Consider the following 25,723-nt stretch of genomic DNA (forward strand, 5'->3'; position numbering starts at 1 on the left):
CGACCCCCTTCGAGCGTGCGTTTCGCGCGAGCGTAACCGCTCGCGCTAATGTAGAACAAGTTACAGACTTGATCGTTCTCGACGTCTTCCGACGCTCTCCGCGATCCGCCGGGAGGCACCGAATCTACCGGCAGGTAGCTCCCGTGTGAGCGCCGGAACAGGTGATTCGCACCACCCGGCCCCGGAGGTTCGCGCCACGGCCGTCCTCCGCCATACTGACGCTCCCCACCGCACGGAACGGGACCCCGATGACCGCAGAGAGCAGAGCGGACCACCGCCCCTCCGCCACCCCGCCCCTGACGGAGCGCCAGGAGGCCCGGCGCCGCCGCATCCTCGACGCCAGCGCGCAGCTCGCCGCCCGCGGCGGCTTCGACGCGGTGCAGATGCGGGAGGTCGCGGAGGCGGCCGGGGTCGCCCTCGGGACGCTCTACCGCTACTTCCCCTCCAAGGTCCACCTGCTCGTCGCGACCATGCAGGACCAGCTCCAGCACATGCACACCACGCTCCGTAAGCGGCCCCCGGGCGGCGCCGCCCCGGCGGAGCGGGTCGCGGAGACCCTGATGCGGGCCTTCCGCGCCCTCCAGCGCGAGCCGCAGCTCGCCGACGCGATGGTCAGGGCGCTGACCTTCGCCGACCGCAGCGTCAGCCCCGAGGTCGACACGGTCTCCCGCCTGACGACCGCGATCATCCTCGACGCGATGGGCGCGGAACAGCCGACGCCGGAACAGCTGTCGGCGGTCCGCGTCATCGAGCACACCTGGCACTCGGCCCTCATCACCTGGCTCTCGGGCCGTGCCTCGATCGCCCAGGTGAAGATCGACATCGAGACGGTGTGCCGCCTGATCGACCTGACGTCCCCGGAGCACGCCCGCGGCTGACCCGGGGACGTGACCTTCCCGGAGTCCGCCCGCGGCTGACCCGGGCTCTCATTCCTCGGGCGGGTAGACCGGCTCGCCGCCGTCCGCGAGGGTGATGAGGATGGCCTCCACCGGGCAGCCCTCCGCCGCCGCGAGGAGGCGCTCGCCGGCGTCGGTCTCGGCGGTGACGGGGTGGGACTGGCGGGCGGTGTCGAGGCGGAAGCCGTCGGGGGCGTGGTTGACGCACAGGCCGGAGCCGATGCAGACGCCCCGGTCGACCTCCAGGTGCCAGCGGTCGCCCATCAGTCGCCCACCGGCCCCTCGTACCCGGCCGGGAGGTGGACCATCTTGTGCTCCAGGTACTCGGAGAGGCCCTCGGGTCCGAACTCGCGGCCCAGGCCGGAGTCCTTGTAGCCGCCGAAGGGGCCGAGCATGTCGAGGCTGAAGGTGTTGACGTTGAAGGTGCCGGTGCGCACCCGGCGGCCGAAGTCGATGCCGTGCTCGACGTCGCCGGTCCAGACGCTGCCGCTGAGCCCGTACGGGGAGTCGTTGGCGATCCGCAGGGCCTCGGCCTCGTCCCCGTACGGCAGGAGGCAGACGACCGGGCCGAAGATCTCCTCGCGGGCGATCCGCATGGAGTTGTCGACGTCGCCGAAGAGGGTCGGCTCGACGTACCAGCCGCGGTCGAGGCCGTCCGGGCGGCCGCCGCCGGTGAGGACCTTCGCCCCCTCCGCCTGCCCGATGCCGATGTAGTCGAGCGAGCGCCGCTGCTGGCGGCGGGCGACGAGCGGGCCGACCTGGGTGGCGGGGTCGAGCGGGTCGCCGACGACGAGTGCGGAGGCGGCGGCGGCCAGCGCCTCGGCGATCTCCTCGTACCGGGAGCGCGGGGCGAGGATCCGGGTCTGGGCGACGCACGCCTGCCCGTTGTTCATCCAGGCGGCGGGGACGATGCCGGCGACGGCGGTGGCCACGTCGGCGTCGGGGAGGATCACCGCCGCGGACTTGCCGCCGAGTTCGAGGGTGACCCGGGTGAGGTTGCGGGAGGCGACCTCCATCACGCGCTTGCCCGCGGCGACCGAGCCGGTGAAGGAGACCTTGTCGACGCCGGGGTGCCCGACCAGGTACTCGCTGACCTCGCGGTCCGCCGGCAGGATCGACAGCACGCCCTCCGGCAGCCCGGCCTCCGCGGCGATCTCGCCGAGCAGGTACGAGTCGAGCGGGGACTCCGGCGACGGCTTGAGGATCGCCGTGCAGCCGGCGAGCAGCGCCGGGCCCAGCTTGGCGGCGGCGGTGAACTGGGGCACGTTCCACGGCACGACGGCGGCGACCACCCCGACCGGCTCGCGCCGCACGAGCAGCGGGCCGAGGACCCCGGCGCGCCGCTCCTCGAAGACGAAGTCCCGGGCCACGGTGACGGCCGAGTCCCACACCATCATCGCGCCGAGCGCCTGCGCGAGGACGGACCAGGAGTACGGGGAGCCGTTCTGCGCGCTGATCGAGCGGGCCAGCTCCTCGTGCCGGACGGCGATGGCGTCCTTGATCCGCGAGACGACCTCGATCCGCTCCTCCAGGCTCGTCCGCGGCCAGGGCCCCTCGTCGAAGGCCCGCCGGGCCGCCGCGACGGCCCGGTCGACGTCGGCGCGGGAGGCGTGCGGGACGCGGCCGATGACCTCCTCGGTGTGCGGGGAGATCACCTCGATGGCGTCGTCGCCGAGGGGGTCGGTCAACTCCCCGCCGATGAACAGCTGTCCGTGCTCCACGAGCTCGCTCATGCCGGTCGCCTCCCGGGGGGTTTCTGACGGTGTATCAGAACTGATATCAGTTCTAGTTACGCTTGGCCATACATCGACCGGCGCCTCGCACCGACCCACACCCCCGCAACACGACCGCCGGCCGCCACGCGCGCCCCACCCTGAACCGCCGACCATGATCGACCGGGAGACCACCAGATGACGCGCCGACCCCGTCGGTTCGCGGCGGGAGCCGCGGCCGCCACCGCCGTCGCGGCGGCTCTGACCGGCTGCATGGGAGCCGAGGAGCCCAAGCCTCGGCCCTCCCCCACGACATCGACCCAGGCCGTGAGACTCACGGCTCCCGAGATCCGGCCGGGACACCACCGCATCGCCTCGGGAGGCCCTCGGCGCGGCTCCTGGGATCTCGGTGACGTCACGCTCGCCAAGGGAATCTCCTGGGTGAACGTGAACTGTGTCGCCGCCGCCGGAAAGGGGAAGATCACGCTGGCCATCGATACGGTCGGAAAGTTCTCGATCGAGTGCCCCAGCCACGAGGTTCGCGTCAACGTCAACCAGCTCGACCTGGCCGAGGGGCGGCAAGGGCGCTTCCGGATCGAGACGACGGATCACATCCAGTGGATCGCCGATATCCAGATCCCTGATTGACGCCTCGCCTGGTGGGCGTGGCGCAGGTCACGAGCGGGGTGAAGTCGCACACCACAAAGGTATCTGACGGATAGTCAGTTCTCGTTATAGTGGGCGATGGCCGTACCCGCCCCCGCACGGAGAGACGAGGACGCTCATGACGCAGGTGACCGAGCACGGCGGTGGCGTCTGGTCGCTGCGCGTGCCCATCCCCGACAACCCGCTCGGCCACACCCTCGTCCACGTCCTCGACACCGACCGGGGCCCGGTCCTCGTCGACACCGGCTGGGACGACCCCGACTCCTGGAGCGAACTCACCGCCGGGCTCGGCGCGCTGGGGCTCGGCCCCGGAGACATCCACGGCGTCGTCATCACCCACCACCACCCCGACCACCACGGCCTCTCCGGACGCGTCCGGGAGGAGTCCGGCGCCTGGATCGCCATGCACGCCGCCGACACCGCCGTCGTCCGCCGCACCCGCGAGTCCGACCCCGGCACCTGGCTCGACTACCTCGCCCGCAAGCTCGCCGCCGCCGGCGCGCCCGAGGACCACCTCGCGCCGCTGCGCGCCGCCCGCTCCGGCGGCCGGATGCGGACCCTGCCCGGCCTCGGCGCCGCCCTGCCCGACCGGGACATCGTCCCCGGCGAACTCCTCGCCCTCGCGGGCCGCCGGCTCCGCGCCGTCTGGACCCCCGGCCACACCCCCGGCCACGTCTGCCTCCACCTGGAGGAGAAGCACCCCGGCGGACTCCCCGGCCACGGCCGGCTCTTCTCCGGCGACCACCTGCTGCCGGGGATCTCCCCGCACATCGGCCTGTACGAGGACCCCGACGACGCCACGGTCACCGACCCCCTCGGCGACTACCTCGACTCCCTGGAGCGGATCGGCCGGCTCGGTGTCGCCGAGGTCCTCCCCGCCCACCAGCACGCCTTCCCCGACGCCGCCGGCCGGGTCCGGGAGCTCCTCGACCACCACGAGGAACGGCTCTCCGGCCTCCTCGCCCTCCTCACCGTCCCCCTCACCCCCTGGCAGCTGGCCGAGCGCATGGAGTGGAACCGGCCCTGGGACCGCATCCCGTACGGCTCCCGCAACATCGCCGTCAGCGAGGCCGAGGCCCACATCCGGCGCCTGGTGAAGCTGGGCCGCGCGGAGGCCCTGACCGGGACCGAGCCGGTGGCGTACGTGGCGGTGTGACGCGGCTCCCACGCCGGGGAGGCGGACCTACGGGCCGGTAGAGTGGCCCGGTCGTCTTCATGCCCGAGCAGGGGAAAGCCGGTGCGATTCCGGCACTGACCCGCAACCGTGAGCCGTTCGCGAGAACAGGTGAGTCGGAACGCCCTGCCACGGGACGTGAGCGCCGGCACCGTCGAGGAATACGGCGCCGGACGCGGGCCCCGCGGGGGCGCCGAGGTCCGGTGCCCGCACGAGAGGCACACATGATCAGCGTCCGCCGCGCCGCCGCCGCACTCACCGCAGCGGCAGCCGTGCTCAGCACCGCCGCGACCGGCGTCGCCACCGCCGCCCCCTCGCCGAGCGCGTCCGCCGCGGCGCTCCCGCCCGGCCTGTACGGCAAGGGCGACCCGACCTACGACGGCGTCTGGCGCCAGTCCCTCGCCTTCCTCGCCCAGCGCGCCACCGGCTACCAGCCGGCCGACCAGGCCGTGGACTGGCTGCTCGGCCAGCAGTGCTCCGACGGCTCCTTCGCCTCGTACCGCGCGGACACCACCAAGCCCTGCGACGCCACGACCATGCGGGACTCCAACGCCACCGCCGTCGCCCTCCAGGCGCTCGGCGCGGTCCGCCGCGAGGCCGCCGACCCGACGAAGATCGACACCGCGGTCAAGACCGGCTACGGCTGGCTGCGCGGCGTGCAGAACAAGGACGGCGGCTGGAGCTACACCCCCGGCGGCCCCAGCGACGCCAACTCGACCTCCATCGTCGTCAGCGCCCTCGCCGCGTCCGGCGTCAAGCCCGGCTCGTACACCTCCGCCCAGGGCCGCACCCCCTACGACGCGCTGCTCGCGCTCGCGCTGCCCTGCTCCGAGGAGGACGGCGGCGCCTTCGCGTACCAGCCGGACAAGGCGGGCAAGCTGCTCGCCAACGCGGACGCGACCGCCGCCGCCACCCTCGCCGGGCTCGGCAAGGGCATCACGGCCGTGAAGGCCACCCCGCCGCAGGCCCCGACCTGCGTCGACCTCCCCGAGCCGACCGTCGAGCGGGCCGCCCTCAACGGCGCCTCCTACCTCGCGAAGGCGCTCGTGCAGACCGGGCACCTGACCACCCCGCCGCTGCCGGGCGCCACCGACACCGAGCCGAAGCCGGACTTCGGCAACACCGCCGACGCCGTCGTCGCCCTCGCCGCCGCCGGCACCGCCCGGCTCGCGGAGCCCGCCCTCCAGTGGCTGGAGCAGAACGCGGCCCCGTGGGCGAAGCAGTCCGGCCCCGCCGCGTACGCGCAGCTGATCCTCGCCGCCCGCGCGATGGAGGCCGACCCGCGCGAGTTCGGCAAGGTCGACCTGGTCGAGGCGCTGAACGCGACCGGCCCGACGCCCAAGACCCCCGACACCACCGCCACCGCCGCGGAGGACGAGGAGGACGACTCCTTCCTCGGCTTCGACGTCTGGTGGATCATCGGCATCGGCATGGTCGTCGGCGTCGGCATCGGCTTCCTCCTGAGCGGCCGCAAGAAGTGACGCGCCGCAGGAGGGCCTCGGCCGCGCTGGCCTGCGGCACGGCCGGGGTGCTGCTCGCCCTCGGCGCGGCGGCCCCCGCCCAGGCCGCCGGCTACCGGTACTGGTCGTACTGGGAGACCGACGCGGGGAAGTGGACCTACGCCACCCAGGGCCCCGCGACCGCCCGGCCCGCCGACGGCGAGGCGATCGGCTTCCGCTTCGCCCTGAGCGAGGACTCCGCCGACGCGGCGAAGCCGACCGCGGCGCCGGACTTCGGCGCGGTCTGCGCCGACGTCGACAAGGCCCCCGGGACGAAGCGGATCGCGGTCGTCGTCGACTTCGGCACCCCGCAGGACGCCCCCGCGGGCGAGACCCCGCCGAAGGACGAGCCGACGACGGGCTGCGCCCGGATCGCCGAGAGCGGCACCAGCGCCGACGCCCTCGCCGCCGTCGCCAAGCCCCTCCGCTACAACAGCTCCGCGATGCTGTGCGGCATCGCCGGCTACCCGGAGAAGGGCTGCGGCGAGGCGGTCGCCGACGGTCCCGACTCCTCCGCCTCCGCCGCCCCGAAGGCGGCCGAGGAGGACGACGGCGGCCCGTCGCTCGGCCTCCTCGTCGGCGGCGGCGCCGTCCTCGTCCTCGGCGCCGCGGCCGTGTGGAAGTCCCGCCGCCGCGCATGACCCGCCCGAGCGACACCCCGGCGGACCCGACCGCCACCACCGCCACCAGCGCCACCACCGCCGTGAGCGGAAGCCTGCGGGCACGGGCACGGCAGGCGCCGGGCACGGCCGGACCAGCCGCCGACGAGCCGACCGGTGACGGGACGACCGCCGACCGGACGACCGGTGACGGGCCCGGCGGCGGGCGCCCCGGCGGCGGGCGCCCCGGCGGCGGGCGCCTCGGCGGCGGTCGGCCCGGTGGCGGCCGGCCCGGGTGGGGGGCGCGGTTTCTGGCGCCCGTGGCGGACCGGGGCAACGCGCTGCATCCGGGCGCCTGGTGGCTGTGGGCCCTCGGGCTCGCCGTCGCCGCCTCCCGGACCACCAACCCGCTGCTGCTCGGCCTGATCATCGGCGTCGCCGGGTACGTCGTGGCGGCGCGCCGCACCGACGCGCCCTGGGCCCGGTCGTACGGGGCCTTCGTCAAGCTCGGCCTGTTCGTCGTCGCCCTGCGGATCGTCTTCTCGGTGGCCCTCGGCTCCCCCATCCCCGGCGCGCACGAACTGTTCACGCTGCCCGAGCTGCCGCTGCCCGGGTGGGCGCAGGGCATCCGGATCGGCGGCCGGGTCACCGCCGAGCAGGTGCTCTTCGCCCTGTACGACGGACTCAAGCTGGCCACCCTGCTGATCTGCGTGGGCGCCGCCAACGCGCTCGCCAACCCGGCGCGGCTGCTGAAGTCGCTGCCGGGCGCGCTGTACGAGGCGGGCGTGGCGGTCGTCGTCGCGATGACCTTCGCGCCGAACCTGGTCGCCGACGTCGTACGGCTCCGCACCGCGAGGCGGCTGCGCGGCCGGCCCACCGGCGGGGTGCGGGCCGTGCTCCGCATCGGGCTGCCGGTCCTGGAGGGAGCCCTGGAGCGGTCGGTCGCGGTGGCCGCGTCGATGGACGCGCGCGGGTACGGGCGCACCGCCCAGGTCCCGCCGGCCGTCCGCCGCACCACCAACGTCCTCACCCTCGGCGGCCTGCTCGGCGTCTGCGCCGGCTCGTACGGGCTGCTCGCCGCGCAGGGCGCCGGTTACGGGCTGCCGCTGCTCGCCGCGGGGCTCCTCGCGGCGGTGGCCGGCCTCCGCCTCGGCGGCCGGCGGAGCGTCCGCACCCGCTACCGCCCGGACCGCTTCGGCCCCCGCTCCTGCCTGGTCGCCGCCTCCGGCATCGCCGTGGCCGTCCTCATGATCCGCGCCAACGCCTACGCCCCCGAGGCCCTGCACCCCGGCGTCGTCCCCCTCGTCGCCCCGGAGCTGCCGCTCTGGCCCGCCCTGTCGGTCCTCCCCGGCCTGCTGCCCGCCGTCATCGCCCCCGTACCCCCCGCCCGCGAGGAGCCGCCCGCGTGATCCGCTTCGAGAACGTCTCGGTGACGTACGAGGACGCCGCCGGGCCCACGCTGCGGAAGGTGGACCTCACGGTGCCGGAGGGGGAGCTGGTGCTGCTGGTCGGGCCGTCGGGCGTCGGGAAGTCGACGCTGCTCGGGGCGGTCTCCGGGCTGGTCCCGCACTTCACCGGAGGGACGCTGCGGGGGCGGGTCACGGTCGACGGCCGGGACACCCGCACCCACCACCCGCGCGAGCTGGCCGACCTGGTCGGCACGGTCGGGCAGGACCCGCTCGCCCACTTCGTCACCGACACGGTCGAGGACGAGCTCGCCTACGGCATGGAGTCCCTGGGGCTCGCCCCCGCGGTGATGCGGCGGCGCGTCGAGGAGACCCTGGACCTGCTGGGCCTCGCCGAGCTGCGGGACCGGCCGATCGCGACGCTCTCCGGCGGCCAGCAGCAGCGGGTGGCGATCGGCTCCGTGCTGACCACCCACCCGAAGGTCCTCGTCCTCGACGAGCCGACCTCCGCCCTGGACCCGTCGGCGGCCGAGGACGTCCTGGCGGTGCTCCAGCGGCTCGTCCACGACCTGGGCACCACGGTCCTCATGGCCGAGCACCGGCTTGAGCGGGTCGTGCAGTACGCCGACCGCGTCCTCCTCCTGCCGGACGCCGTTCTCGGCACGCCCTCGGAGATCATGGCCGTCTCCCCCGTGTACCCGCCGGTGGTCGGCCTCGGCCGCCTCGCGGGCTGGGACCCCCTCCCCCTGACCGTCCGGGACGCCCGCCGGCGATCGGCGGACCTGCGGAACCGGCTGGCGGGCCGGGAGGCCCCGCGCACGGCCGGCCCGGCGGTCACCGGCACGGCGGAAACCCCGATCACGGCCGCGGCCACGAGCCCGGCGAGGGACACGACCGAAGGCACTGCCGCGGGTGCGGCGGCCGGAGGTCGTACCGAAGGCGCGGGGCTCGCGTCCGGTCGCGGGCGGCCCGGCGCCCTGTTCCGGCGGCGCCGCGGCCACACCCGCCCCGCGCCGGCCGCGCCCGTCGCCGACCCCGCCGCGCCCCTCGCCGACCTCGACCGCCTCGCCGTCCGGCGCGGCCGGGTCGAGGCGCTCCGGCGGGTCGACCTCCAGGTCCGGCCGGGCGAGACCGTCGCCCTCATGGGGCGCAACGGCGCCGGGAAGTCCACGCTGCTCGGCACGCTCGTCGGCATGATCGCCCCCACCTCCGGCACCGTCCGCGTCGCCGGGCTCGCCCCGCACACCACCGACCCCCGGACCCTCATCCGCCACGTCGGCCTGGTGCCGCAGGAGCCGAGGGACCTGCTGTACGCCGAGACCGTCGCCGAGGAGTGCGAGGCCGCCGACGCGGACGCGGGCGCCGAGCCGGGGACCTGCCGGGCGCTGGTGGCGGAGCTCGTACCGGGCGTGGCCGACGGCACGCACCCCAGGGACCTGTCCGAGGGGCAGCGCCTGGCGCTGGCGCTCGCGGTGGTGCTGACCGCCCGGCCGCCGCTCGTCCTGCTCGACGAGCCGACCCGCGGCCTGGACTACGCGGCGAAGGGCCGGCTGGTCGCCCGGCTGCGGGCGCTCGCCGCCGACGGACACGCGATCGTGCTGGCCACGCACGACGTGGAACTCGCGGCGGAGCTGGTCGACCGGGTGGTGATCATCGCCAGCGGCGAGCTGGTCGCGGACGGCCCGGTGGCCGAGGTCGTCGTCTCGTCCCCGGCCTTCGCCCCCCAGGTCTCGAAGATCCTGGCGCCCGAGCCGTGGCTCACGGTCGAGCAGGTGGAAGGGGCGCTGCGCGCGTGAGCACCCGTGCCCGTTCCGTACGGACCCACCCCATCAGGCTCGGCCCGCGCTCGGTCGCCGCGCTCGCCCTCGTCTCCCTCGTCGGCCTGATCGGCATCGGCTGGCCGCTCTTCGCGGACGCCGGCTCCGCCGTGACGGACCACGCCGCCGACGCGCCCTGGCTCTTCGCGCTGATCCTTCCCCTCCTCATCGCCGTCGTGGTGGCGACGATCGCGGACTGCGGGATGGACGCGAAGGCGGTGGCGATGCTGGGGGTGCTGGCCGCCGTGGGGGCGGCGCTGCGCCCGCTGGGCGCGGGCACGGCCGGTCTGGAGCCGATGTTCTTCCTGATGGTGCTGAGCGGCCGGGTCCTCGGGCCGGGCTTCGGCTTCGTCCTCGGGGCGGTCACGATGTTCGCGTCGGCGCTGCTGACGGGCGGGGTGGGGCCGTGGATGCCGACGCAGATGCTGGCCATGGGCTGGTTCGCGATGGGCGCGGGGCTGCTGCCCTCGGGGGTCCGCGGGCGGCCGGAGCGGCTGATGGTGGCCGCGTACGGCTTCGTGGCGGCGTTCGCGTACGGCACGGTCACCAATCTGTACGGGTGGGTGACGGTCGGCGGCCTGAGCACCGGGATCTCCTTCGTGCCGGGGGATCCGCCGGGCGAGAACCTGGTCCGCTTCCTGGCCTTCCTGATCGCCACGTCCCTCGGCTGGGACCTGGGCAGGGCCGTGCTCACCGTGGTCCTCACCCTCACGGTCGGCGGGCCGCTGCTGCGGGCGCTGCGGAGGGCCACGCGGCGGGCGAACTTCGAGGCCCAGGTCACATTCGAGGGGCCCGAGGAGGGGCCTCCGGGTGAGGCGCCTCATAGGACCCACGTCACGTACGACCCGAAATAGTAGAACGGGACGAGTCACACAAAACGCCCATCATGGGGTGTGACCTGCGCAAACACCCCCACGTCGGTCCCTCCCGCCGAGGGGGTGAGTCCGAACCTCCCTCGTACAGGGGGTCATTGCGCCGCCCCCGGGGATTTGTTTCTGTAGTGGACGTCGCCAGGCAGCAGGTGCTCGCACAGCGAAGCACCGCGGCAGGCCGGTTCCCCCCAGTTCCCGGGTTCCCCGGGCCCTGGTTCCGGCATGCCGAAAACGGTCGGAAACGGCCGTGACGCCCGGCGAGACCCAGTCCCCGAACGTTAGGTAGACGTTTTGTTCCGCTCGATCGCCACTCGTGCCGCCGCCCGCAAGAAGACCTTCGCCGCCACCGCCGCCGTCCTCGTCGGCGCCTCCGGTGCGGTGCTCGGCACGACGGGCACGGCCTCGGCCGCCAGCCCGCAGGAGCTCGCCCGCGACATCGTCCCCGCTTCGCAGTTCGCCTCCTTCAGCAAGATCGTCTCGCACGAGTCCGGCTGGAACTTCAAGGCGACCAACTCGTCGTCCGGCGCGTACGGCCTGGTCCAGGCCCTGCCCGCGTCGAAGATGGCCTCGGCCGGCTCCGACTGGAAGACCAACCCGGCCACCCAGATCAAGTGGGGCCTCAACTACATGAACGAGCGCTACGGCTCCCCGAACGCCGCCTGGGCGTTCTGGCAGGCCAACGGCTGGTACTAAGAGTCACCACGCCGCACCCGCGCACCCCGCAAGGCCCCGCCCTCCTCACGGAGGGGCGGGGCCTGCGGCGTTTCCGGCTTCGGCGGCCTCGGTGCCACTCCGGGGCTACTCCGGCCGTTCCGTGGACGCCGGGCTCGCGCCGTCCTTCCCCGCAGCCGCCCCCGGCGCGTGCCCGAGCACCACGACCCAGGAGCCGTCCTGCCGGGCGAGCTGGACGTACGTCGAGAAGGGCTTGCCGCCCTCCTCCTCGCCGAGGACCCGCGCGCTCGCCACGTCGTCGCCGAACTCGTGCGACACCTCGACGCTCTCGACCTTCAGCCCCTTCCCCCCGTCGGCGGCCAGGAGCTCCCGCGCGTCCGCCTCAACCCCCTCGTACCCCGGAGGCCCCAGCTTCACGAGCGCCCCGACGTCCTCGCCGTTCAGCGCCGCGACGTACGCCTCCGCCACCTGCCGCTCGGTCCGCCCGTCCCCCGGGGCGGCCTCCTGCGTGCACCCCACCAGCGCCGCACAGCCGATGACGGCGGCGCCGGCGCCGGCGACAGCGAGTAACGAGAACTTCCGCGTGGTCATCCATCCCCCTCTGATCGGTCCCCGGAAGGACGCGGAGGGAACCCCGGCCGGTTGCGGCGCGGACACAGGCACGGCTACAGGTACAGGTACAGGCACGGATACGGATACGGATGCGGGCACAGCCACAGGCGCGGGGTCCCGCGCCTCCGTCGCGGAGGCGCGGGACCCCGCGGTTTCCCGGGCACCCCTGCCAGGTCACATGGAGCCGCCTACAGCCGCTGGATGATCGTCCCGGTGGCGAGCGCGCCGCCGGCGCACATCGTGACCAGGGCGAACTCCTTGTCGGCCCGCTCCAGCTCGTGCAGCGCCGTGGCGATCAGCCGGGCGCCGGTCGCGCCGACCGGGTGGCCGAGGGCGATGGCGCCGCCGTTGACGTTGACCTTCTCCAGGCCGTCGAGCTCCTTGTCGAAGACCTGCGCCCAGCTCAGCACGACCGAGGCGAACGCCTCGTTGATCTCGACCACGTCGATGTCCCGGAGGGACATGCCGGCCTTGCCGAGGACCGCGCGGGTCGCGTCGACGGGCCCGTCGAGGTGGTAGTGCGGGTCCGCGCCGACCAGCGCCTGGGCGACGATCCGGGCCCGGGGGCGCAGCTTCAGCGCGCGGGCCATGCGCTTGGAGGCCCACATCACGGCGGCGGCGCCGTCGGAGATCTGGGAGGAGTTCCCGGCGGTGTGGACGGCGGTGGGCATGACCGGCTTCAGCCGGGCGAGGCCCTCCATGCTGGTGTCGCGGAGCCCCTCGTCGCGGTCGACGAGGCGCCACATGCCCTGGCCCGCGTGCTGCTCCTCCTCGGTGGTCGGGACCTGGACGGCGAAGGTCTCGCGCTTGAACCGCTCCTCGGACCAGGCGACGGCGGCCCGCTCCTGGGAGATGACGCCGAGGGAGTCGACCCGCTCGCGGGTCAGGCCGCGGCGGCGGGCGATCCGCTCGGCGGCCTCGAACTGGTTGGGCAGGTCCACGTTCCACTCGTCGGGGAAGGGCTTGCCCGGCCCGTGCTTGGAGCCGGAGCCGAGCGGGACGCGGGACATGGCCTCGACGCCGCAGGAGATGCCGACGTCGATGACCCCGGCCGCGATCATGTTGGCGACCATGTGGCTCGCCTGCTGCGAGGAGCCGCACTGGGCGTCGACGGTGGTGGCGGCGGTCTCGTACGGCAGCCCCATGGTGAGCCAGGCGGTGCGCGCGGGGTTCATGGACTGCTCGCCGGCGTGGGTGACGGTGCCGCCGACGATCTGTTCGACGCAGTCGGCGGGGATGCCGGTGCGGCCGAGGAGTTCGCGGTAGGTCTCGCCCAGGAGGTAGGCGGGGTGGAGGTTGGCGAGCGCGCCTCCGCGCTTGCCGATGGGGGTGCGTACGGCTTCGACGATGACGGGTTCCGCGGCCATGAGCTGGTCCTCTCCTCGACCGGGCGGGGTGTCCCGGCACCCGCCGGTCGGCGTCATGGGAGAACTAGTACGCGTTCTAGTTCTGAGTGAAGTCTTATGACTGCTACCGCCGGTACGCAAGGGTCCGGAAGCCAGGAGTTCCGCGAAGAGGGGAGGTCCGGAGGTGCGCCGGGGGCGCATTCCGCCCGCACCTCTTGCCAGTTGTAGAACTCGTTACTACCTTTCCGGCAACTTCTGATGGGCCATCAGATATTGGAGCGTGTTGCCGATGACCTGCCCCCACCTCCCCGAAGGATTCGACGCCACCGACCCCGACCTGCTGCTCAGCCGCGTCCCGCTCCCCGAGTTCGCGGAGCTGCGGCAGACCGCGCCGGTCTGGTGGTGTCCCCAGCCGCGCGGCGTCACCGGCTTCGACGACGAGGGGTACTGGGCCGTCACGCGCCACGCGGACGTCAAGTACGTCTCCACCCACCCCGAGCTGTTCTCCTCCCACGAGAACACCGCCGTCATCCGCTTCAACGAGCACATCGACCGCGACCAGATCGAGGTCCAGAAGCTGATCATGCTCAACATGGACCCGCCCGAGCACACCAGGGTCCGCCAGATCGTCCAGCGCGGCTTCACCCCGCGCGCGATCCGCAGCCTGGAGACCGTCCTGCGCTCCCGCGCCCGCGCGATCGCCGACGAAGCGAAGGCCGCCGCCGCCGAAGACCCGGACGGCACCTTCGACTTCGTCACCCGGGTCGCCGTCGAACTGCCCCTCCAGGCCATCGCCGAACTCATCGGCGTCCCCCAGGAGGACCGCTCCCGGATCTTCGACTGGTCCAACAAGATGGTGGCGTACGACGATCCCGAGTACGCCATCACCGAGGAGGTCGGCGTCGAGGCCGCCACGGAGCTCATCAGCTACGCGATGAACATGGCCGCCGCGCGCAAGGAGTGCCCGGCCAAGGACATCGTCTCCCAGCTCGTCGCCGCCGAGGGCCAAGGCAACCTCTCCTCCGACGAGTTCGGCTTCTTCGTCCTCCTGCTCGCCGTCGCCGGCAACGAAACCACCCGCAACGCCATCAGCCACGGCATGCACGCCTTCCTCACCCACCCCGACCAGTGGGAGCTCTACAAGCGCGAGCGGCCCGTCACCACCGCCGAGGAGATCGTCCGCTGGGCCACCCCCGTCGTCTCCTTCCAGCGCACCGCCACCCAGGACACCGAACTCGGCGGCCAGAAGATCAAACGCGGCGACCGCGTCGGCCTCTTCTACTCCTCTGCCAACAACGACCCCGAGGTCTTCGAGAACCCGGGAGCCTTCGACATCACCCGCGACCCCAACCCGCACCTCGGCTTCGGCGGCGGCGGCCCCCACTTCTGCCTCGGCAAGGCCCTCGCCGTGAAGGAGATCGAGCTGATCTTCGAGGCCGTCGCCGACGCCCTGCCGGACCTGACCCTCGCCGGCACACCGCGCCGGCTGCGGGCCGCCTGGCTCAACGGCGTCAAGGAACTCCGCGTCCGCACCACGACACCCGCCTGACGACCGACGTCCGGAACCACCGGACGCACGGGGGCGGCGTCCGGAACCACCGGACGTACAGGGGGCGGCGTCCGGAACCGCCGGACTTACGGGGGCGGCGTCCGGAACCACCGGACGTACGGGGGCGACTTCCGGAACCACCGGACGTACGGGGGCGACGTCCGGAACCGCCGACCGCCCCCGCACGTCCGACCGGACATGCGGGGGACCACACACAGAATCCTGACCACACTCGTCGCGCTGCTCGCGCTCCAGCTCGGCTCGCTCGTCGCGCCCGCCTGGGCCTGCGGCTGCGGCGCCATGATCACACGCCCGTCCGAGCGCATCGGCGTCGACCGGGAGGAGTCCGCCGTCCACTGGGACGGACGGAACGAGACCGTCGTCATGCGCTTCCGCGTCCACGGCAACGCCCGCCAGGCCGCCTGGATCATGCCGGTGCCGCACCGGGCGGACGTCACCCTCGGCGACCCCGGGCTCTTCGACCGGCTCGAAGAACTCACCGCCCCCGAGGAACGCGAACGCACCTACTTCTGGCCCCGCGAGGACGACTGGCCCTTCGACGCCGGCTACGGCGACGGCGCCTCCGCCGGCGCGGCACCCGGCGCCTCCGTCGGCGTCGTCGGCCGCGAACGGCTCGGCCCCTTCGACGTGGCCCGCCTCACCGCCACCGACCCCGAGGCCCTCGGCACCTGGCTGCGCACCCACGGCTTCGAGCTGCCCGACCGGCTCACCCCCGAACTCCGGCCGTACGTCGAGCGGAAGTGGGAGTACGTGGCCATCCGCCTCGCCCCCGAGGAGCGCGGCGAGCACCTGTACGGCGAACTCACGCCACTCCGCATCACCTTCGCCTCCACCGAACTCGTCTACCCCATGCGCCTCTCCCGGCTCGCCGCCACCTCCCAGACCCTCGGCCTGTCGATCCTCGCCGACCACCGCATGGAGCCCCGCGCGACGATCGGCGGCGAAACCCCCGAGGTCACCTTCTCCGGCCGCGTCGACCGCCCCGACGGCCCGGTCGCCGCGCTCACCGGCGGCGCGCCCGCCCATCTCACCGTCCTGGAGCAGCGGTTCCCCGACCCGTCCCGGATCGACGACGACCACGTCCTGCGCGCGGTCGCCGACACCCCGTACCGCCGGGTGGTCTACCGGGACCGCCTGCTGACCGTCGCCGGAATGCCGGCCTGGCTGCTGACGACGGGCCTGGGCGCGGCGGTCACGGTGACGGCCGTGCTCCTCACCGTACGGGCGAACCGCCGCCGCCGGACACCGACACCCGCGTGACACCCAGCGACCGAGCGACCCCGCCCAGTACCGTCCCTTCATGCCGAACACACCGAACACGCCGGACCCCCGGTGGACCGCCACCGACACCTACCTCACCGACCTGCTGGTCCCCGCCGACGAGGCGCTCACCGCGGCCCTCGCCGACTCCACGGCCGCCGGACTCCCCGAGATCGCCGTCGCCCCCAACCAGGGCAAGCTCCTGAACCTCCTCGCCCGCGTCCAGGGGGCCCGGCGCATCCTGGAGATCGGCACGCTCGGCGGGTACAGCACGATCTGGCTGGCCCGCGCCCTGCCCGAGGACGGCCGCCTGATCACCCTGGAGTACGACCCCCGGCACGCCGAGGTCGCCCGCGCCAACCTCGCCCGGGCGGGCCTCGCCGACCGCGTCGAGGTCCGCACCGGCCCGGCCCTCGACACCCTCCCGCTCCTCGCGAAGGAGGGCGCCGGCCCCTTCGACCTCGTCTTCGTCGACGCCGACAAGGTGAACAACCCGCACTACGTGACCTGGGCCCTGGAACTCTCCCGCCCCGGCACCCTGATCGTCGTCGACAACGTCGTCCGCGCCGGCCGCGTCGCCACCGAGGACCCGGCCGACCCCGCCATCACCGGCACCCGCGCCATGTTCGACCTCGTCGCCCACGAACCCCGCCTCGACGCCACCGCGATCCAGACGGTCGGCACCAAGGGCCACGACGGCCTCCTCCTCGCCCGCGTGACGTCCTGACCGTCACCCCCTGACCGTCCCCTCCTGACCGTCCCCACCGACACCGAGGGGAGGTACCGGTCATATCCTTCCTCCCATGAGCATCGTGAAGATCAATGTCCTGACCGTCCCCGCCGAGCAGCGGGAGGTGCTGGAGCAGCGGTTCGCGTCGCGGGCCGGGGCCGTGGAGGGGTCGGACGGGTTCGAGTGGTTCGAGCTGCTGCGGCCGCTGGAGGGCACCGACCAGTACCTGGTGTACACGCGCTGGCGGAGCGAGGAGGACTTCCAGAACTGGATGAACGGTTCGATGAAGGCCGCCCACCAGGGCACCGCCGGCGGTGAGGGCGGCGAGCGGCCGAAGCCCGCCGCGTCCGGGTCCACCCTGTGGTCGTTCGAGGTCGTGCAGCAGGCGTCGCCGAAGTAATCCGGAGGCGCGGCCGGTCGTGCGGGTCGCAGAATGGCCCGCATGACCTGGACCTTCTCCCCCGAGCGCGTCGACACCCCGGACGCCACCTCGCTGCGCCGCGACTACTTCGGCGATGTCGCCGGACGCTATTACGGCCGTGTGCTGTCCGAGGACGAGTACGACGAGGCGATGATCGACGAGGGGCTCGCGCTTCTCGCGCCGCCCGCCGGGGAGTTCCTGGTCGGGCGGTACGAGGGGAAGGCCGCCGCCTGCGGCGGGATCGTCCTCCTGGACGGCGAACGGGCCGAGCTGACCCGGGTCTTCATCCGCCCGACCTTCCGCGGCCTGGGCGGCGCCGACCTGCTGATGGACGGCCTGGAGCGGGCCGCCCGCGCGCTCGGCGCCCGCAGGACCGTCCTCAACACGCGGCTCGACCTGGTGGAGGCGCGGGCGCTGTACGCGCGGCGCGGGTACGGGGAGATCCCGGCGTACTGCTCGGGGCCGTACATGGAGATCTGGTACGGCAAAGAGCTGGGCTAGGAGTCGGGCCGGCCAGGAGTCGGGCCGGCTAGGAGCCCGTCCGGGAATCGGTCCAGACGACGACGTCGAAGGTGGCGTTCGTGTCGCTCGCCTGGCCGGCCATCTCCTTGACCGTCAGGCGGACCAGGCGGCCCTCGCCGGTGCGCCCGCAGATGTGCAGGCCGGTCTTGATCCGGATCTCGTTCGAGGTGGCCTGGGTGTCGACGACACCCGCGCAGTCGGCGTACGACGGCGCCTTCGCGGAGCCCTTCCACACGAGGGCCTTGGCGCCGTTGTCGGGGCGCAGCATGTGGTCGCCGAAGGGGTAGACGGCGAAGTCGTTGTCGCTGTTGATCTCGGACTCGACCGGCGGCGTCGCGTCGAGGTCCTTGTCGTCCACGTAGGTGATGACCAGCGTGCCCTGCCAGGCGACCGTGTCGGGCGGCGGCCCGGACGGCGTGGTGGTGGCCGGCGGTGCCGTGGACGGGGGCGGGGTGGGCGTCTGGGGCGTTTCCTGGGTGGGTGTGGCCGTGGCCTCCGTCGCCGCCTTGTCGTCGGCCGTCGGGGTCGGGGTCGGGGTCGGGGTCGCCGAGGTCGGCGCGGGGGCCGGGGCCGCCTCGGGGCGGTCGTCGCGCGTGTTCACCAGGTAGGTGCCGACGACGCCGATCAGGGCCGCCACCAGCGTCGCCGCCGCGCCGATCCAGGCGCCCCTGTGGGACGGCGGCCGGCCCTGCGGGGTGTGGTGCGGCGGAGTGTTCGGCGGCGGCGGGGCGCCGTAGGCCCCGTAACCCGGCGCCTGCTGCGGGTATCCCTGCGGCGGGTGTCCCTGTTGCGGGTATCCCTGCGGCGGTCGGCCCTGGCCTGGTTCGTGGCTGCTCATCGCGCCCGTTCCCCCTGTTCGTCCGGGTAGCTGCGTACCCGTGGATCGATCTTCGGCAGGTCAGGGTACCGAGCGGCCCTGAGACCCCGTCATCCTGGTTTGCCTCAGGACGCGTTCGCGGCCTCAGGACGCGTTCGTGGCCTCAGGCCCGGTGGTCGCGGGGCGGTTCCGGGGCGCGGGGGCGTTCCGCGTCGGAGCCGCAGAGCTCGGCGTCGAGCTCCTCGACCAGTTTCACCAGGTCGGTGGGGCGGTCGGGTCCCCACCAGTCGCCGAGGAGTTCGGCGAGGGACTCCTCGCGGGCCGCCGCGAGGCGCACGGCGGTCAGGACGCCTTCCTCGGTGAGGACCAGCTGAATTCCCTCGCGCCGGGCGAGGCGCCGCTCCTCGACCTCCCGGGCCGCGTCCGTGATGACCCGCAGCGGTACGGGGGCGGCCTCGGCGAGCCGGGCGGGCTCGACGGTGCCGTGGCGGCGGATGCGCAGCAGCAGCCAGCTGGAGGCGGGGCGCAGGTCGAGCCCGGCGCGGGCGGTGATCTTCACGTAGATCTCCCTGCGCCCTTCGCGGGAGCCCAGCACCGACAGCGCGCGGGCGGCCTCCTCGTACGAGGAGCGCTCGACGGGGTTGGAGGCGAGGGTCTGGCTGGTGTCGGGGGCGGTGACGGAGGCGCGGAGCGGGTCCTCCTTGAGGAACCAGGCGACGGCGAAGGCGACGAGGACGACCGGCGCCGCGTACAGGAACACGTCCGTGATCGAGGTGGCGTACGCGTGGAGGACCTCGGGCCGCAGCGCGGGCGGGAGCTGTGCGATGGCGCGCGGGTCGGCGGCGACCTGGCCGGGTCCGGTGCCCGGCGGGAGCTCCGTACCGGCCTCGGCGGCGCGGGCGAAGACGTCCTCCAGTTTGCGGGTGAGCCGGCTGGTGAAGATCGTGCCGAAGACGGCGATGCCGAAGGACGCGCCGATGGAGCGGAAGAAGGTCGCGCCGGAGGTGGCGACGCCCAGGTCCTGGTATCCGACGGAGTTCTGCACGACGAGCACGAGCACCTGCATGACGAGGCCGAGCCCGGCGCCGAAGACGAAGAAGTAGAGGCTCATCTCCCAGGTCGGCGTCGTCTCGGTCAGCTCGTTGAGGAGGAGCAGGCCGAGTGCGGTGACGCCGGTGCCGGCGATCGGGAAGACCTTCCAGCGGCCGGTCCTGGACACGAGCCGGCCCGAGACGGTCGAGGTGAGGAGCATGCCGACGACCATCGGCAGCATGTGGACGCCGGACATGGTGGGGGTGACGCCCTGGACGACCTGGAGGAAGGTCGGCAGGTAGGTCATCGCGCCGAACATCGCGAAGCCGACGACGAAGCTGATGACCGAGACGAGGGTGAAGGTCCGGATCCGGAAGAGCTTGAGCGGGAGGACCGGCTCGGCGGCCCGGCGCTCGACGGCCACGAAGCAGACGAGGAGGACGGCGCCGAGCACCGCGAGGCCGATGATCTGCGGGGATCCCCAGGCCCAGGTGGTGCCGCCGAGGGAGGCGACGAGGACCAGGCAGGTGGCGACCGAGGCGATGAGGAAGGTGCCGAGGTAGTCGATGGTGTGGCGGGTGGAGGGGACCGGGATGTGCAGGACGGCGGCGATGACGAAGAGGGCGACGACGCCGATGGGCAGGTTGATGTAGAAGACCCAGCGCCAGGAGAGGTGCTCGGTGAAGAGCCCGCCGAGCAGCGGTCCGAGGACGCTGGTGGCGCCGAAGACGGCGCCGAAGAGCCCCTGGTACCTGCCGCGCTCCCGGGGCGAGACGAGGTCCCCGACGATCGCCATCGACAGCACCATGAGCCCGCCGCCGCCGAGGCCCTGGACCGCGCGGAAGGCGATGAGCTGCGGCATGTCCTGCGCGACGCCGCAGAGTGCGGAACCGATGAGGAAGAGGACGATCGCCGCCTGGAAGAGCTTCTTCCGCCCGTACTGGTCGCCCAGTTTGCCCCAGAGCGGGGTCGCGGCGGTGGACGCGAGCATGTAGGCGGTGACGACCCAGGAGAGGTGTTCCATGCCGCCGAGTTCGCTGACGATCGTCGGCAGGGCGGTGGAGACGATCGTCTGGTCGAGGGCGGCGAGCAGCATGCCGAGCAGCAGCGCCCCGATGGCTACGAGGACGGCGCGGTGGGTGTGGGCTTCGGTGGGGGTGGGGGTGGGCTCGGGCTCCCCGGCGGGCCGAGGCGGCGGAGGGGGCTGAGGCGGCTGCGGGGGCTGCTGGGGCTGCTGGGGCTGAGGCGGCTCGGGCGGGCTGGTCTCCTGGGCCATGGGCGTCTCCCTGCGCGTCGCTGCCGGGCGTGATCTCCATCCTGAGTCGAATGTCCGGAAATGGCCTGCGGAGGGGTCCGTGTGTTCACCCGGCGGCGGGGGCGGTGAGGGGGGTGGCCTGCATAATCACTGCCAGTTGCTTGGGGAGGGGACAGATCATGACTGGACAGGCATGTCCTGAATGCGGTGGACAGAGACCGGGCTGCGCCTGCGCCCGCGCGGAACTGGCGGCGGCCGAGGACTTCGACCCGCTGCGCATCAGGCCGTACGTGACGCTGGACGCGCAGGAGGAACCGCCGGGTGGGGGGCTGGACGGGGGGCTGGACGGGGCTCCCGGTGCGGGGCCGGGGGTGGTGGGCGAACCCGATCCGCCGACGACGCAGCTGAGGGTCATCCGGGCGGGGACGGGGCCGGTGTCGGGGGCGGGGGCAGGGGCTGGGGCCGGTGGCCGGCCGCAGACCGATCCGTACGGCTCCCCCGCGTACGACTCTCCTGTGCATGGCTCCCCTGCGTACGACTCCCCTGTGTACGGCTCCGAGGGCGGGGCTGTCGACGAGACGATGCCGCTGCTGCTGGGCGGGCCCGGCGGCGGGGCGGCGGGCTCCGGGGCGGCGCAGGCCGAGGTGCGGAGCGGGCGGTCGGGCCGACGGCGCAGCGGGGTGATCGTGGGTGTCGCGGCGGTGGCGGTGGTCGGCACGGCCGCGCTGGCCGCGGCCGTACTGGGCGGCGGCGAGACCGACGACCGGTCGCTGGCCCCCGAGGTGGTCACCAGCGCGTCGCTGAACCTCCCCGCACCGGAGGCGACGACGGCCTCCGGCGCCCCGGCGCCGAGCCGCACGCCCTCGCGGACGCCGTCCCCGAGCACGTCCGCCCCGACCTCCACCCCGACGCCGTCGTCGGCGTCCCCGTCCCCTTCCTCCTCCACCTCCGCTTCCCCCTCCGCCTCGGGTCCGGTGTCCGCGACGGCGGCGCCGACGGCCACCGGTTCGCCGTCCGCGACCGGCAGCGCGGCGCCCTCGGCGACGAGCCCGACCACGGCCGCGGCGACCTCCGCCGCCCCGACGACCGCTTCCGCCACCCCTTCCCGCACGGACGCACCCGCGGGGGCAACCCTGAGCATCGGCGACACCGGGCCCGAGGTGCAGGAGCTCCAGATGCGCCTGCGGATCCTGTGGGTGTACCTGGGGGAGGCCGACGGCGTGTTCGACGAGGACGTGCGCGAAGCGCTGATCGAGTACCAGCACCGCTTCTGGCGACCGAAGGACCCGGAGGGTGTGTACGGACCGCACACCCGGCGCGCGCTGGAGGACGCCACCGAGGACTACTACGACTACGACCACCGCTGACGGAGGCCGGGGCGGGATCAGGGAGGGATCAGGGCGGGATCAGGGAGGGATCAGGGGGGCGAGTGGCCAAGACCGCCCTCGGTTTTGTATCGTGAAGAAACAAAGTGGCCCCGCCCGCACCCCCTGACCGGCGGGCGGGACCGCTTCGTTCTCCGCACCACCCCCCTGGAGACCCCCATGGCCGCCACCCCGGCAACGCTCACCGCCCGCGCCCTCCTCCTCGACATGGACGGCACCCTGGTCAACTCGGACGCCGTCGTGGAGCGCTGCTGGCGCCGCTGGGCGGACCGGCAGGGGCTGGACGCCGACGCGGTCCTGAAGGTGGTGCACGGCCGCCAGGGCTACGCCACGATGGCCGTCCTCCTCCCCGACCGCCCGATGGCCGAGAACCACGCCGACAACGCGGTGATGCTCGCCGAGGAGACCGCCGACGTCGACGGCGTCGTGCCGGTGGCCGGCGCCCCCGCCTTCATGGACGCGATCGCGCGGCTCCCGCACGCCCTGGTCACCTCGGCGGACGAGGCCCTCGCGCAGGCCCGGATGGGCGCGGCGGGCCTGCGGATGCCGGTGACCCGGGTGACCGCCGAGCAGGTCGGCGCGAGCAAGCCGGACCCGGAGGGCTTCCTCAAGGGCGCCGCCGAGCTGGGCATCGACCCGGCCGACTGCGTGGCCTTCGAGGACTCCGAGGCGGGCATCCAGGCGGCGAAGGCCGCGGGCATGCGGGTCGTGGGCGTGGGCCCGCGCGCGGCGGCCCAGTCCCCGGACCTCCACGTCCAGGACCTGACCTCCCTCCACGTCACCAGCGACCCCAACGGGACGATCACGCTCAGCACCGCGGGGGCTTGAGGCCGCGCGCCTGGCGGGGCCGGGCGCGTAGAGCGGGCTGCGGGCGCGCGGATGGGCGCCTGGCGGCGGGCGTGCGGGCGTGTGGGCGCGAGCCTGACGGTGGGCGTGCGGGCGTGTGGGGGCAAGCCTGCCGCTTGGCGTGCGGACGCGCGAGCGGGGAGCCTGCCCGCAGGGCGCGCGGAGAAGTGAGCGGGAGCCTGACAGCGTGGTGCCACTGCCGCGCCTGAGGAGGGGGCGGAGCTGACGGCCGGCCCCTGTTCCGTGGCTTGCCGCTACCGGGCGTGAAGACCCGCCGCCCGGAGCGGGGCCCTGACCCCGACCGGCCCACCGTCCGCGCCGCGCGCCGACAGGGCGCGAACCCCGCCCAGCCAATCCGGACGACCCCGCCCGAGCCGCCTGCCGCACGGCGCCGCACTCGGCGACACGCCCACAGCCGGACTCCCTCCACCGGACGACACGCCCGACACCCGGCACTCGACACCCAGCATCCGGCACCCGGCACCCGGCACCCGGCACCCGGCACCCGCCCCGCCCTGCCCCGCCGGACGACACCCCCACGTCGGCGGGCCGTCGCGCAGAACGGGCTGGCCGTACGTCGGCCCAGCCCCGCGCCCGCGCCCTTCAGGCCGCCCCGCCGTCGGGCCCGCCTGCCGCGGGGCGGTGCGCCGGGCGGGACGCTCACCCTCGGAGTCGTACCGGCAAATCACCCACCGACGGGGCCGTCACCACTCCCCACCCACGCCAGGCACCGCCACACCGCCCTCACGCGCCACGCCGGGCACCCGCGACCACTCCGCAGCCCCAGACCCGGCCCCAGCCCCGGCTCATCCCCCGCCGCCCGCCCCCGGAACGACGCGTCACCCGGCGGAATCCGACGCTCCGTCAGGACACGTCACACCCCTTGATGTGACGTGTCCATGTCGCCACTCTGTTACCTGGCGCACCCCCCAGCGAAACCTCGCGCCGCCACGATGACCGGGCGCCGCCCGGTACCGCACGGGGCCGGCCGAACCGCCACGGTCCCATCGAATCAAGGGAGTTCCCCATGTCCGTCGGCAAGGTCTACGCGCGTCGAGCCGCCGTGCTCGCCTCCACCGCCGCCCTCACCCTCACCGGCCTCGTCACCATCGCGCCCTCCGCACAGGCCGCGATGCCGACCCCGGTCAGCGCCGCGACCGCCCGCACCTACCTCGCCTCCCTCACGGTCAAGGCGGAAGGTTCCCTCACCGGCTACAACCGCGACCTGTTCCCGCACTGGATCACCCAGTCCGGCGCCTGCAACACCCGCGAGACCGTCCTCAAGCGCGACGGCTCGGGCGTCGTGACCGACTCCAGCTGCGCCTCCGTCAGCGGCAGTTGGTACTCGCAGTACGACGGCGCCACCTGGACCGCCGCCTCCGACCTCGACATCGACCACGTCGTCGCGCTCGCCGAGGCGTGGCGCTCGGGCGCCAACTCCTGGAGCACCAGCCAGCGCCAGGCGTTCGCCAACGACCTCAGCCGGCCGCAGCTCATAGCCGTGACCGACAACGTGAACCAGGCGAAGAGCGACCTCGACCCCGCCGAGTGGCTGCCCTCGCGCACCGCCTACCGCTGCACGTACGCCCGCGCCTGGGTGCACGTGAAGCACCACTACGGGCTCAGCGTCGACTCCGCGGAGAAGAGCGCCCTCCAGTCCGTCCTCAACGGCTGCTGATCACACGACCCTTGACGCCACAGCGCTTCGCCCGCAACGCACGACATGAGCGCCACAGAAGTGCCACAGAAGTGCCCCAGAAATGCCCCAGAAGTGCCACATAAGCGCTCCATAAGCGCTGCGTAGGAAACGGCGTGAAATCGGCGCGCCTGTGGTCCAGACCTGAGCCACCCTGGTCCAGACCAGAGCGGCCCTCCCCCAGGCGCGCCCCCGCGAAGGAGATGTTTGAACTTGCAAGTACTACTCAGGGATGCCTAACCTGGCGGCCGTTCGGTACCCGTCCCCCACACGCCCGCCCCCTCACGGGGCGGGCCGGCCGAAGGAGTTCCCCCACCATGAGCACCCTGACCAACCGCCTGAACCAGGCGCAGCCCTACGCGCTCGGCCTCTTCCGGATCGTCGTCGGCCTGCTCTTCGCCTGCCACGGCGCCGCCTCGCTCTTCGGCGTCCTCGGCGGCACGATGAACGGCGGCACCGTCCCCACCGGTGCCTGGCCCGGCTGGTACGCGGCGGTGATCCAGCTCGTCTGCGGCGGCCTCGTCCTGATCGGTCTCGGCACGCGCGGCGCGGCCTTCATAGCCTCGGGCTCGATGGCGTACGCGTACTTCTGGGCCCACCAGCCGGACGCGCTCTTCCCGCTCCAGAACGGCGGCGAGACGGCCGCCCTCTTCTGCTGGGCCTTCGCCCTGCTGATCTTCACGGGCCCGGGCGGGCTCGCGCTCGACGCGCTCTTCGGCGGCCAGAAGGACGCGCGGGGCACCGCGCAGGACCAGAACGCGCAGGGCACGGAGAAGCAGGGCACCCCGGTCACCGCCTGACGCCCTACGGGCACGGATCCCCGCCGCCACCCTTACGGGCACGGACCCCTGCCACCACCTCAACAGGCACGGATCCCCGTCGCACCCCTACGGGAACGGGCCCCTGCCGCCACCCCTA

At 73.7% G+C, this 25,723-nt stretch carries 24 protein-coding genes and 1 riboswitch; of the genes, 18 read left to right on the forward strand and 6 right to left on the reverse strand.

The window, feature by feature from the left end; translation table 11 throughout:
- Positions 1-248 precede the first annotated feature (248 nt).
- A complete protein-coding gene (locus ACIGHB_RS21300) occupies positions 249-878 on the forward strand; it encodes a TetR family transcriptional regulator (RefSeq protein WP_360321055.1) in 630 nt (209 codons plus the stop codon).
- A gap of 48 nt (positions 879-926) precedes the next feature.
- Here ACIGHB_RS21300 and ACIGHB_RS21305 read toward each other — a convergent pair whose 3' ends face one another.
- Together ACIGHB_RS21305 and ACIGHB_RS21310 are read right to left on the reverse strand one after the other, a co-directional pair.
- Positions 927-1,160 carry a ferredoxin gene (locus ACIGHB_RS21305; RefSeq protein ID WP_360321052.1) on the reverse strand — a complete coding sequence of 78 codons (234 nt, stop codon included), beginning with the start codon at positions 1,158-1,160 and terminating at the stop codon, positions 927-929.
- Positions 1,160-2,629 carry an aldehyde dehydrogenase gene (locus tag ACIGHB_RS21310; RefSeq protein ID WP_360321049.1) on the reverse strand — a complete coding sequence of 490 codons (1,470 nt, stop codon included), beginning with the start codon at positions 2,627-2,629 and terminating at the stop codon, positions 1,160-1,162. The genes ACIGHB_RS21305 and ACIGHB_RS21310 overlap by 1 nt, the downstream gene beginning before the upstream one ends.
- Positions 2,630-2,806: 177 nt before the next feature.
- Here ACIGHB_RS21310 and ACIGHB_RS21315 point away from each other — a divergent pair, with 177 nt between their 5' ends.
- The 8 genes from ACIGHB_RS21315 (at position 2,807) to ACIGHB_RS21350 (ending at position 11,334) form a co-directional block, all read left to right on the forward strand.
- Positions 2,807-3,256: a hypothetical protein gene (locus ACIGHB_RS21315; RefSeq protein WP_399915091.1), complete on the forward strand. Its 450-nt coding sequence runs from the start codon at positions 2,807-2,809 to the stop codon at positions 3,254-3,256.
- Between the two features lie 136 nt (positions 3,257-3,392).
- Positions 3,393-4,430, forward strand: coding sequence for an MBL fold metallo-hydrolase (locus ACIGHB_RS21320; RefSeq protein WP_399915093.1), 1,038 nt, complete (start codon positions 3,393-3,395; stop codon positions 4,428-4,430).
- 26 nt (positions 4,431-4,456) lie between these two features.
- A riboswitch (cobalamin riboswitch) is annotated at positions 4,457-4,597 on the forward strand.
- A gap of 75 nt (positions 4,598-4,672) precedes the next feature.
- On the forward strand, positions 4,673-5,929 hold the full coding sequence (locus tag ACIGHB_RS21325) for a prenyltransferase/squalene oxidase repeat-containing protein (RefSeq protein ID WP_360321043.1): 1,257 nt from the start codon (positions 4,673-4,675) through the stop codon (positions 5,927-5,929).
- Positions 5,926-6,588: an SCO2322 family protein gene (locus ACIGHB_RS21330; protein WP_360321040.1), complete on the forward strand. Its 663-nt coding sequence runs from the start codon at positions 5,926-5,928 to the stop codon at positions 6,586-6,588. Before ACIGHB_RS21325 ends, ACIGHB_RS21330 begins: the two co-directional genes overlap by 4 nt.
- Positions 6,585-7,955 carry an energy-coupling factor transporter transmembrane component T gene (locus ACIGHB_RS21335; RefSeq protein ID WP_399915096.1) on the forward strand — a complete coding sequence of 457 codons (1,371 nt, stop codon included), beginning with the start codon at positions 6,585-6,587 and terminating at the stop codon, positions 7,953-7,955. The genes ACIGHB_RS21330 and ACIGHB_RS21335 overlap by 4 nt, the downstream gene beginning before the upstream one ends.
- On the forward strand, positions 7,952-9,748 hold the full coding sequence (locus ACIGHB_RS21340) for an ABC transporter ATP-binding protein (RefSeq protein ID WP_399915098.1): 1,797 nt from the start codon (positions 7,952-7,954) through the stop codon (positions 9,746-9,748). The genes ACIGHB_RS21335 and ACIGHB_RS21340 overlap by 4 nt, the downstream gene beginning before the upstream one ends.
- Positions 9,745-10,623, forward strand: coding sequence for an ECF transporter S component (locus ACIGHB_RS21345; protein ID WP_399915100.1), 879 nt, complete (start codon positions 9,745-9,747; stop codon positions 10,621-10,623). The genes ACIGHB_RS21340 and ACIGHB_RS21345 overlap by 4 nt, the downstream gene beginning before the upstream one ends.
- 309 nt (positions 10,624-10,932) lie before the next feature.
- On the forward strand, positions 10,933-11,334 hold the full coding sequence (locus ACIGHB_RS21350; protein ID WP_360311459.1) for a transglycosylase SLT domain-containing protein: 402 nt from the start codon (positions 10,933-10,935) through the stop codon (positions 11,332-11,334).
- 105 nt (positions 11,335-11,439) lie between these two features.
- Here the strand turns inward: ACIGHB_RS21350 and ACIGHB_RS21355 are convergent, their stop codons facing one another.
- Entirely contained in the window at positions 11,440-11,904 is a 465-nt protein-coding gene (locus tag ACIGHB_RS21355; RefSeq protein WP_399915102.1) for a hypothetical protein, read from the reverse strand.
- Between the two features lie 209 nt (positions 11,905-12,113).
- The gene (locus tag ACIGHB_RS21360) at positions 12,114-13,292 is read right to left on the reverse strand and encodes a steroid 3-ketoacyl-CoA thiolase (protein ID WP_360311455.1); all 1,179 of its coding nucleotides are present in this window, start codon (positions 13,290-13,292) and stop codon (positions 12,114-12,116) included.
- Positions 13,293-13,560: 268 nt separating this feature from the next.
- Between ACIGHB_RS21360 and ACIGHB_RS21365 the strand changes: the two genes are divergently transcribed.
- The 5 genes from ACIGHB_RS21365 (at position 13,561) to ACIGHB_RS21385 (ending at position 17,753) form a co-directional block, all read left to right on the forward strand.
- Positions 13,561-14,820 (forward strand): cytochrome P450, encoded by a 1,260-nt coding sequence (locus ACIGHB_RS21365; protein WP_399915105.1) that lies wholly within the window; start codon positions 13,561-13,563, stop codon positions 14,818-14,820.
- Positions 14,821-15,018: 198 nt separating this feature from the next.
- Entirely contained in the window at positions 15,019-16,101 is a 1,083-nt protein-coding gene (locus ACIGHB_RS21370) for a DUF2330 domain-containing protein (RefSeq protein ID WP_399915107.1), read from the forward strand.
- 40 nt (positions 16,102-16,141) lie between these two features.
- Complete coding sequence (locus ACIGHB_RS21375; RefSeq protein ID WP_399915109.1) at positions 16,142-16,828, forward strand: O-methyltransferase; 687 nt, start codon at positions 16,142-16,144, stop codon at positions 16,826-16,828.
- 76 nt (positions 16,829-16,904) lie between these two features.
- Positions 16,905-17,231, forward strand: coding sequence for an antibiotic biosynthesis monooxygenase (locus ACIGHB_RS21380; RefSeq protein WP_190223561.1), 327 nt, complete (start codon positions 16,905-16,907; stop codon positions 17,229-17,231).
- A gap of 33 nt (positions 17,232-17,264) precedes the next feature.
- Positions 17,265-17,753, forward strand: coding sequence for a GNAT family N-acetyltransferase (locus ACIGHB_RS21385; protein WP_399915111.1), 489 nt, complete (start codon positions 17,265-17,267; stop codon positions 17,751-17,753).
- 28 nt (positions 17,754-17,781) lie between these two features.
- Here the strand turns inward: ACIGHB_RS21385 and ACIGHB_RS21390 are convergent, their stop codons facing one another.
- Positions 17,782-18,612: a hypothetical protein gene (locus ACIGHB_RS21390; protein WP_399915113.1), complete on the reverse strand. Its 831-nt coding sequence runs from the start codon at positions 18,610-18,612 to the stop codon at positions 17,782-17,784.
- Between the two features lie 142 nt (positions 18,613-18,754).
- Positions 18,755-20,899, reverse strand: coding sequence for a DHA2 family efflux MFS transporter permease subunit (locus ACIGHB_RS21395; protein ID WP_399915115.1), 2,145 nt, complete (start codon positions 20,897-20,899; stop codon positions 18,755-18,757).
- 494 nt (positions 20,900-21,393) lie between these two features.
- On the opposite strand from ACIGHB_RS21395, the gene ACIGHB_RS21400 reads away from it, so the two are divergent.
- From ACIGHB_RS21400 to ACIGHB_RS21415, 4 genes are all read left to right on the forward strand, one after another.
- Positions 21,394-22,245 (forward strand): peptidoglycan-binding protein, encoded by an 852-nt coding sequence (locus ACIGHB_RS21400; RefSeq protein WP_399915118.1) that lies wholly within the window; start codon positions 21,394-21,396, stop codon positions 22,243-22,245.
- Positions 22,246-22,422: 177 nt separating this feature from the next.
- Positions 22,423-23,091 (forward strand): HAD-IA family hydrolase, encoded by a 669-nt coding sequence (locus ACIGHB_RS21405; RefSeq protein ID WP_399915120.1) that lies wholly within the window; start codon positions 22,423-22,425, stop codon positions 23,089-23,091.
- Positions 23,092-24,136: 1,045 nt separating this feature from the next.
- Complete coding sequence (locus ACIGHB_RS21410) at positions 24,137-24,787, forward strand: HNH endonuclease family protein (RefSeq protein WP_399915122.1); 651 nt, start codon at positions 24,137-24,139, stop codon at positions 24,785-24,787.
- A gap of 344 nt (positions 24,788-25,131) precedes the next feature.
- Entirely contained in the window at positions 25,132-25,605 is a 474-nt protein-coding gene (locus tag ACIGHB_RS21415) for a DoxX family protein (protein WP_360311477.1), read from the forward strand.
- Positions 25,606-25,723 lie beyond the last annotated feature (118 nt).

Source organism: Streptomyces sp. NPDC085460 (assembly GCF_044541975.1).
Classification (GTDB): domain Bacteria; phylum Actinomycetota; class Actinomycetes; order Streptomycetales; family Streptomycetaceae; genus Streptomyces.

Bases quoted from the DNA above. Each gene is read 5' to 3' on its own strand.
- ACIGHB_RS21300 (WP_360321055.1), top strand. From the start codon at position 249: ATGACCGCAGAGAGCAGAGCGGACCACCGCCCCTCCGCCACCCCGCCC.
- ACIGHB_RS21305 (WP_360321052.1), bottom strand. From the start codon at position 1,160: ATGGGCGACCGCTGGCACCTGGAGGTCGACCGGGGCGTCTGCATCGGC.
- ACIGHB_RS21310 (WP_360321049.1), bottom strand. From the start codon at position 2,629: ATGAGCGAGCTCGTGGAGCACGGACAGCTGTTCATCGGCGGGGAGTTG.
- ACIGHB_RS21315 (WP_399915091.1), top strand. From the start codon at position 2,807: ATGACGCGCCGACCCCGTCGGTTCGCGGCGGGAGCCGCGGCCGCCACC.
- ACIGHB_RS21320 (WP_399915093.1), top strand. From the start codon at position 3,393: ATGACGCAGGTGACCGAGCACGGCGGTGGCGTCTGGTCGCTGCGCGTG.
- ACIGHB_RS21325 (WP_360321043.1), top strand. From the start codon at position 4,673: ATGATCAGCGTCCGCCGCGCCGCCGCCGCACTCACCGCAGCGGCAGCC.
- ACIGHB_RS21335 (WP_399915096.1), top strand. From the start codon at position 6,585: ATGACCCGCCCGAGCGACACCCCGGCGGACCCGACCGCCACCACCGCC.
- ACIGHB_RS21355 (WP_399915102.1), bottom strand. From the start codon at position 11,904: ATGACCACGCGGAAGTTCTCGTTACTCGCTGTCGCCGGCGCCGGCGCC.
- ACIGHB_RS21360 (WP_360311455.1), bottom strand. From the start codon at position 13,292: ATGGCCGCGGAACCCGTCATCGTCGAAGCCGTACGCACCCCCATCGGC.
- ACIGHB_RS21365 (WP_399915105.1), top strand. From the start codon at position 13,561: ATGACCTGCCCCCACCTCCCCGAAGGATTCGACGCCACCGACCCCGAC.
- ACIGHB_RS21370 (WP_399915107.1), top strand. From the start codon at position 15,019: ATGCGGGGGACCACACACAGAATCCTGACCACACTCGTCGCGCTGCTC.
- ACIGHB_RS21375 (WP_399915109.1), top strand. From the start codon at position 16,142: ATGCCGAACACACCGAACACGCCGGACCCCCGGTGGACCGCCACCGAC.
- ACIGHB_RS21380 (WP_190223561.1), top strand. From the start codon at position 16,905: ATGAGCATCGTGAAGATCAATGTCCTGACCGTCCCCGCCGAGCAGCGG.
- ACIGHB_RS21385 (WP_399915111.1), top strand. From the start codon at position 17,265: ATGGCCCGCATGACCTGGACCTTCTCCCCCGAGCGCGTCGACACCCCG.
- ACIGHB_RS21390 (WP_399915113.1), bottom strand. From the start codon at position 18,612: ATGAGCAGCCACGAACCAGGCCAGGGCCGACCGCCGCAGGGATACCCG.
- ACIGHB_RS21395 (WP_399915115.1), bottom strand. From the start codon at position 20,899: ATGGCCCAGGAGACCAGCCCGCCCGAGCCGCCTCAGCCCCAGCAGCCC.
- ACIGHB_RS21405 (WP_399915120.1), top strand. From the start codon at position 22,423: ATGGCCGCCACCCCGGCAACGCTCACCGCCCGCGCCCTCCTCCTCGAC.
- ACIGHB_RS21410 (WP_399915122.1), top strand. From the start codon at position 24,137: ATGTCCGTCGGCAAGGTCTACGCGCGTCGAGCCGCCGTGCTCGCCTCC.